This window comes from Vibrio sp. 10N.286.51.E5, from assembly GCF_041469125.1.
GTDB classification, from domain to species: Bacteria; Pseudomonadota; Gammaproteobacteria; order Enterobacterales; family Vibrionaceae; genus Vibrio; species Vibrio crassostreae_C.
This window is the reverse complement of sequence record NZ_JBFRJZ010000001.1, coordinates 23,219-30,834: the sequence shown is the minus strand read 5'-3', so window position 1 is coordinate 30,834 and position 7,616 is coordinate 23,219. Positions and strand designations below refer to the sequence as shown.

The following is a 7,616-nucleotide window of genomic DNA, read 5'->3' as shown; positions in this document are numbered from 1 at the left end:
GATGCTAACCCCTTATCCGATGGGGCATGCCACTCAATCCGTTCATGATCGCTCATTACCGTGCAGTGATGCTAACCCCTTACCCGATGGGGCATGCAACTCAAAGCATTCATGATCGCTCATTATGGCGTAGGGATATGAAAGCTACATACAGCGGTGCTTGGTGGGCGATGTATTCTTGATCGCTCATTCCCGTGCAGTGATGCAGAACCCTTATATGACGGGACTTGCCGCTCAATTCACTCATGATCGCTCATTTTGGCGCAGGGATATGAAAGCTACATACAGCGGTGCTTGCCGAGGAATGTGTTCTTGAGCGCTCATTGCACTACTGGGGTAAATTCAAATAAAAGGCCATTGCTGATGGCCATCTTAGTGAGAAAGGCTTTGGTGAAATTCTTTGGGATATTGCTCACATAATAAGAAAAGTTTCATGCAGTGATAGCTAGGCTATCAAATCATTGATTATCAAGGATTTATTCAGGGATGATATAACATTCCTAATGAGCGATCATAACATTTTACCAGTGATTAAAGCATCAACCTGACGTGTATTACCTGTTGGTAATGTGTGAGTAACCCTGTATAAGCTGTATAAAGCAATTGAGCGATCAAGAATACACAATTGAGCGATCAAAAGATGTAATTGAGCGATCAAGAGCTGGGAATTGAGCGATCAAAAGATCCAATTGAGCGATCAAAAGATCAAATCGTGATCTATCCACAAGCCAATTTTATGAGTGCTCCTAAATGAGCGATCATAAGAATATAGATTTAAAAGAATAGCATTTAACTATAAAACATAGACTTACGTAAAGCGTATGTATCACCGCACTAAATTGAGCGATCAAGAGTTGTATAAACAAATATCAGCGGTTAGTTATGGGTGTAATCATACTAATCACTAAACCTTTATCAACTAAAGAAATCATCTTTAAAAAGATCATATTTTTAATAACTTAATCAAAATAATCTAGATGATCATGATAGGGTTGCTTATTCTTGTTCAACAGTTATGATTAAAGCATCATGAAAAACAGTGATAGAGCACATGCCGATAGAACTCAACGATATCTCACCTGAATTGCTAGAAAAAATTGACCTGAAAAGGCGTTTTACTCTTTTTCTTTTCGACCCAGCTGATGTTGAGTTATTTGATACAATTCAGGACATGAGTTTAGGCTTGAAGCAACGCACTATTGCTCAACACCTGATCGCCTTAGCTAAATCACACAGTGGCATAGCCAATAAAGTATTTCAAGAAGGCGTAGAGGCACGTTATGAAATTAAACCTGCAACCCTTCGACGTACTTTGATGGAGCTTAAGAACTTAGGGTTCTTAGTCTTACATGAAGTCACTCACAACGGTCAAAAACGGTCTACTTCAAATATTTACACCTTAGCTAAAAAAGTGGACCTAGCTATAATTGCTGATCGTGACTCTCTAACGGATCGCAATCGTCCCAAAGGCAATAAAAAGTCTAATCGTGAAAGTGTCAAAAATGCTCTTCAGAAGAAATCTCTATCTCAACAGGATGTTGATCTGCGACCTTATCTTCCAAAGGGTATGCCTTATGACAAACAAATCTTACCTACTGAGTACATAGCACTGGCTCCAAACAAGCGGAATGGCAGCCCTAAAGCGCTTGTCCAATTCAAGCATCCAAAAGGTGGTAATTATACGGTTGCTGCAAAGGGGCATGAACAAGTATCGACTAAAGGTGCTATCCAAACCTTAATGGCACTATTGTCGTTAGCTATCGCATATAACGCCCGAGCAATGAAAACTAAGCGGTTTTCGCGTCCGTTCGAAAATACTGAGTGTGCTGCAAAACTAGAAGAAATTTTGTATCTACGTGGTCTGAGTGATAACGGTCAGACTCGTGATCGCATAAGAGAACAAATTCAAGAATTACGTCACACAGTTTATGAGTGGACCGATCTAGACGGTGTGATTGTAGATGAAGAACTTCAGAAACTGTTCACGCAAAAAGACTTCCAGTTCATTATTGAACTGGAAACCAACTCAAAACTCGCCCCCGTTATCAATGAGAACGGCGTTGAAGTAAAGCCGACACTGTTCTTCTATACGTTTCATCCCAAACTAATCGAAATTCTGGCTAAGAAAGAAGTATTTTTCACTTTACCCAAACAGATTGCAGTTGGTGACCCTCTGTTACTCCTCTTCTACATGTGTCTGCGTGTGAGGCGAGTAGGATATGAGTCTTTGGAGCTATCGTTAATTGCTGAACATATGTTTTTCGATGGGAGTGATAAAAAGCTTCATAATGACATCACAGCTGCGTTGGAAATCTATAAATGCAAACCAGGTGATTTGGTAATGCGCAATGAACAAATGATTACCAAAGACTACAATTTGTGCGGGTACTATATTTCATTCAGAAAGAATCAAGATGGTAACTACGTGGCCGTAATTGACTGTGATGAGAAACAGATGATAGAAGCTACAGGTTCAACCTTCAAGGAAGGCAAAAAGAATGCTCCAACGATAATGAACCCGTTGGTCAACAAGTTTGCGTTAGCAGATGAGATGAAACGTAACGTACTCGTAGATGCACTCCGCGATGACCTATTGTTTAAATATGTAACACATACAACTAGACGTTTCGCGAATTACCGAAAATTTAAATTATTAGAATCTGAATACACAATATCTGCCTATGACGATGAACACCACATAGACCGTATTGCTCACTTAGTTTCCATGGATTTAAATACTAATAAAGATGTTGCTGTAGAAGCGCTACATAAAGTGCAAGGCCATCTTAAGAAACTCACTTATGGTGAGACAATAATTGAATCCGAACACTTCTACAGCCTGATGAGCCGCTTGGAAACTGGGCATAATATCAAGTTATCAAAAAGTGAATTAATCGACAGTGTAAAGCTATTGAGAGCCAAGAGATTTAACCAGTGGGTCAATGGAGAATTAGATGAGCTTGCCGCTTTCATTTCATCTAAGTTGGCTCAAGTAAGCTAAAGAGACTGAAAATCACAGAAAGTCGATATAGTCACTAAGTATGATTACCTATTAAAAAAAAGAAACCACACATCGGGTTCTTTTTTTTGTTTAATTGTCGTCTGAAACTACCCAATGGTCAGCCACCAGCCGCGTTAGAAAGGCATCGAAGAATTCTTTTTTACCGAATATACCCATTTCATTAAAATCATTGTTGCAGTAGCTACACAGCACCTCAGTTATTGCTTCATTCACTAGATAGTGGATTTCTTGGATACACACATGATACGAATCTTCGCCATCACCGAACGTTAGAATCACCCCTTTTTGAATCAGTTCAGAAGGGAGTTCCAATTCCTTTTTGTACGTTGAATCGATGAACTTATAGAAGTCGGGGCCGGTGTGATGAGTGTTCCCTCGCGGAAGTAAGTACAACGTGACTTTTCTCATGGTAGATAACCTTTGTTTTGATCTCGTGGTGATTTCTTATGTATACATCAACGACCATTTCAATGAAGGAAAATGAAAATAAAAGAGTTGTTCAAGTTAGGAAACTGAAAATGCCAAGGGTAAAGTGTCTTTTTAGAAAAAAAAAGGCCCCGCTCCAATGCAGGGCAACTTATATTATTGTTAAGTCGAAGCCTATCCCCAGGTTATCCGACTTTTCACCACACGTAACTGTCACCACACAGCACGCCAAAGAAGACTGAGGCAATCTGCTTAGGTGTGCTGTGTGACGGTTGCTACACGCGATGAGGGATCAGTGAAAAATACATTTTCAATAAATTCAGTCGAGGACTGGTATGATCAACGGGACATATCACCCGACTAATAAGGGAACTACCGGATAGTGGCAGAGAACTTAGAAGATTTTGAGAACTGAAGTAATTATAATAATGGTGTGTGGTTTTGTATAGTTTATATGCAAACCGGCTGGCTTAACTTTGAACTTGGTGGAGCCGCTGGTGGTTGGCTTGTGGCACAATGACGACAGGCTATAGCAATATAGTGACTAGCTTGTGGCACTATAAGTAAAAAAAACCCCCGAAGAACGGGGGAGTATGTGTGGTGATTTCGTAGTTATGCCTTACTACTTATAGTTAGTCTGCTCCACTCCCTCCTTGGAGTGACTTTGCAGGGCCATACGAGTAAATACCTCCACACCAATATACGATGCTTCCTATTTACTAACTGCCTGCCTATTAGTTTGGTTTACCAGTTGGCTATACTGAAGGTTCACTTCTTCGATCATCTGTTGACGACTGATTAGGCCCCCAAACTTTTTTTCACCAATATAAAAAGTTGGAGTTCCAGTAAGTTTCAGATCTCTAAAAAGTTTATTATTTTTATTTAAAATAGCACTTACTTGTGACGAATTCGCAGTCTTTTTGATAAGCGTACTGTCTAGCCCCATCAGTTCAGCAAGCTCGTATGCCTTCTGTGGGATGGACTGCTGCATTGAAAGAAGCTCTTTGTGGAATGCTGGATACGCATTGGGAGAGATCTGATTTACAGCAATGGCTATCTTTGCTAATTCAGTGGAATTAGCACCTAAAATGGACACATCTTTATACACGAATCGGATGCGTTTGTCTTTACCTAAAAGGGGAGCCAACTCCGTTGCACCCCTTTTACATACTCCACATGCGTAGTCAAAAAACTCCACCACAGTGATCTCTCCAGCTTCATTAAGAACCGGCGTATCTTCATCATAATACAAAGATTTTGAAAACATTTGTTTATGCTTCATTGTTTGGTATGTCCTCACGGATTCCACTCCTGCGATTAAGAGTTCAGGGTTTGATTGGAACGCTTTCATAAGCATCGAGTTGAATTGTTGTTGTGACATTTCAACTTCAGAAGCTGATGCGGTAGCTGCAGAACCAATTGCCAAAATTGTGAATAAAGTCGTCGCTGTCTTCTTGAACAAAGGTGCCATCATTAGATTCCTCGATTTGAGTGGTCGTAACATAGTGCTCGATGAACAACGTTATGTTTTCAATTAAGAGAACTTTTTTTCGAGATAGATTGAAACGGGGGGAGAAAATTGACGCGATGATCGGGGAAAACCATAATGAGTTTACCCACCCCAGTTATGAAAAAATGTATGGAGCGTTACTATGGACCCGATCAGTAGAATGAATTCCCTCATTACAGAAAGCTTTAATTCTGTAAAAGAATCGCAATCAGAAGTGCTTGAAACATTGGCCACTACAACAAGGAAGGTGTTCAAAGAAATTACTCAAACAACACCGAATTGGAGGCAGAAGCTTTCAGAAATTGCCAATGATGCAACTTGCGCCAATTATGTTGGCCACGTTGTCTCTAACAGACACACTCCAACAGAGCTACTTCAGTCACAGGCAACTGACGACTTTGTTCTTAACGAATTACAAGTGACAGCGTTCGTGGTTTACGAAATGGTGGAACGAGGTTGCCCTGAGCCGACTCAGCTCAAAGATCTGAATACTGCTATCCAGAACGTAACGCTGAAGTCATTAAACAGTTTCCGCAAGTTACTACGCCGCCATAACTATGATATCGACTATCTTTCAGATCGTGTACAAGAGGCTGCCTTGGAAACGATTCGTGCTGCACGCTGCTATAAGCATACGGGTATAGCGAGCTTTGATACTTACGCGAGCGCTCGCGTTAAGACCGTTGTATCAAGAAAAGAGCTCCACCATACACTGATGGTGAAAGTATCAGACCGGGACATTTCAGGCGCTTATTCAAAAGCAATTGAAATTAATTCCGAGAAAACCAACAACAAGCTGACCCCAGATTCCAGTGCATCATCGTACTTACCCAAACCATTGTATGACTTTGAGCAAGGTTCGAACGACAATCGATATGGGGTAACTAGTGGATGTAGCGACAATGTGGTGTCAGATTTGACGCATCTTAAGTTGAGACAGCACTTGATTGCCCAGTTAAAGACCCTCAATGCGAACGAGAAAATTGTGATCATGAATGAGATGGGATTAGTAGCCGGTACATTGAATCGAAACGACTTGGTTGAATCTCTCGGTTTCTCCTCGTCTCGATATACCCAAGTTAAGACAAGCGCCTTACAAAAGCTAGGCGCACATAAGTCACTTTCTAAGTCATGGGAACGTGCGCTTGCTTAGTTGATGAACTCAATTCCACTCCCATTGGGACTGTTGTTTGGCAGAGTATCGTTAGTTTCGGTATTCTGCTTTTTGTTGTCGGTCCTTTGGTATTGATCAGCAATAGGTGACGCAGCTGGTGGTGCGCTTTGCGTGTAATTGAAGGAATCTTTAATTTGAGCGTATTTTCCAATGAAGGTTGTTTTTGCAGAGCCTATAGCTGATTTACGAGCTTTGCTAATAATCAAATGAGCGACACCAGGTTCATTTTGAGGATCATACATTTCCGGTCGATAAATAAAGCAGATGATATCCGCATCTTGCTCTAGCGAACCTGACTCTCGTAAGTCGGAATTCACTGGGCGTTTATCAGCACGCTTCTCGATATCGCGAGACAATTGGGATAGTGCTACAACAGGTACTTGTAACTCTTTCCCCAACGCTTTGAGCTGTCGTGATATTTCTGAGACTTCTAAATTTCTATTATCAGTTTTGTATTTTTCACTGGTTAGTAACTGAATGTAGTCCACACCAATACCAGAAATCTTTCCATTATGCTGCCGATAAAAGCGACGTGCGCGACGACACAACTCCTCGACGGTCATTGAACCGTCATCCATCTCAATATTGTAATCACCGGATCTACCTAGCGCAGATGAACAATCAGCCCATTGAGTATCACTCATGCTGGCGTTTCGAATATTACTCAGTGGTACGCTTGCCAAGTTAGATAGCAAATTCTCTCCAATCGATTCTGAGCTCATTTCAAGGGAGAAAAATAAGAATGGTGCATCGTTTTGATAACTTGAGTTTTTGATAACGTTCAGGAGTAAGGTGGTTTTGCCATGAGATGGACGGCCTGCAAGGATGATGAAATCTGCAGGTCGGAATCCACCAAGTGCTTCAAAGCATGCAAAGCCCGACTTAAATGCATTAAATTCCCCTTTGCTTCTGCGCTCCATGTTGTCCAGCGTTGCAGCAAAGGCATCTTTCAATGAAATTGGGCCTTGCTCATTGTCCTTTTCCACTTCGTCATAAGACTCAACAACAGAATGCATCGAACCTATGATTTCATCGGTCGTCTTGTTTGACGAACATTGTGTTAATAGCTTTTGAAGCTCCACCTGAAGTGTTCGTTTGTTGTTAGTGTCGTTGATTTGCGAAACATAGTCAGAAAGAGCATTTATGTTTGCTGGTTGCGCTAGTGACTCCATGGCAACTGTAGTAATCGCGTCGACTCCCTCTTGCCCATACTCAGCGTATACACGCGCTTTAATCGTGTTTAAATCGATTGATTGTTTATCTTCGTGCAATTGGAAGCAGGTATCGATGAGAACCCGTGTCGCTGTATCACTGACAACGTTAGTTTCTAGGTCGAGTTCGTCAATAACGCCATCGTGGGAGAGGATGAGGTTAATCACTGGGTGGTATAAATTAAACTTTAACATGGTAATGCCCATCGGATACTAGGACATAGTTGATACAACTTTTGAGAGTGAATTTAGAGAATTGAGTGGGGGAGGTGG

The 7,616-nt window shown here is 41.2% G+C and carries 5 protein-coding genes; 2 read left to right on the top strand and 3 right to left on the bottom strand.

Annotated features, from left to right (window positions below; translation table 11 throughout):
• Positions 1-1,051 precede the first annotated feature (1,051 nt).
• Positions 1,052-3,001, top strand: a complete 1,950-nt coding sequence (locus AB4161_RS00115; RefSeq protein WP_372082502.1) for a replication initiator protein RctB domain-containing protein — start codon at positions 1,052-1,054, stop codon at positions 2,999-3,001.
• 90 nt (positions 3,002-3,091) lie between these two features.
• Here AB4161_RS00115 and AB4161_RS00110 read toward each other — a convergent pair whose 3' ends face one another.
• Positions 3,092-3,430: a hypothetical protein gene (locus AB4161_RS00110; protein ID WP_154723768.1), complete on the bottom strand. Its 339-nt coding sequence runs from the start codon at positions 3,428-3,430 to the stop codon at positions 3,092-3,094.
• Positions 3,431-4,160: 730 nt separating this feature from the next.
• Positions 4,161-4,922, bottom strand: coding sequence for a DsbA family protein (locus tag AB4161_RS00105; protein WP_162299047.1), 762 nt, complete (start codon positions 4,920-4,922; stop codon positions 4,161-4,163).
• 178 nt (positions 4,923-5,100) lie between these two features.
• On the opposite strand from AB4161_RS00105, the gene AB4161_RS00100 reads away from it, so the two are divergent.
• A complete protein-coding gene (locus AB4161_RS00100; protein ID WP_372082501.1) occupies positions 5,101-6,111 on the top strand; it encodes a hypothetical protein in 1,011 nt (336 codons plus the stop codon).
• Here the strand turns inward: AB4161_RS00100 and AB4161_RS00095 are convergent.
• The gene (locus tag AB4161_RS00095) at positions 6,108-7,538 is read right to left on the bottom strand and encodes a DnaB-like helicase C-terminal domain-containing protein (protein WP_157939158.1); all 1,431 of its coding nucleotides are present in this window, start codon (positions 7,536-7,538) and stop codon (positions 6,108-6,110) included. The genes AB4161_RS00100 and AB4161_RS00095 overlap by 4 nt on opposite strands.
• Between the last annotated feature and the right edge of the window lie 78 nt (positions 7,539-7,616).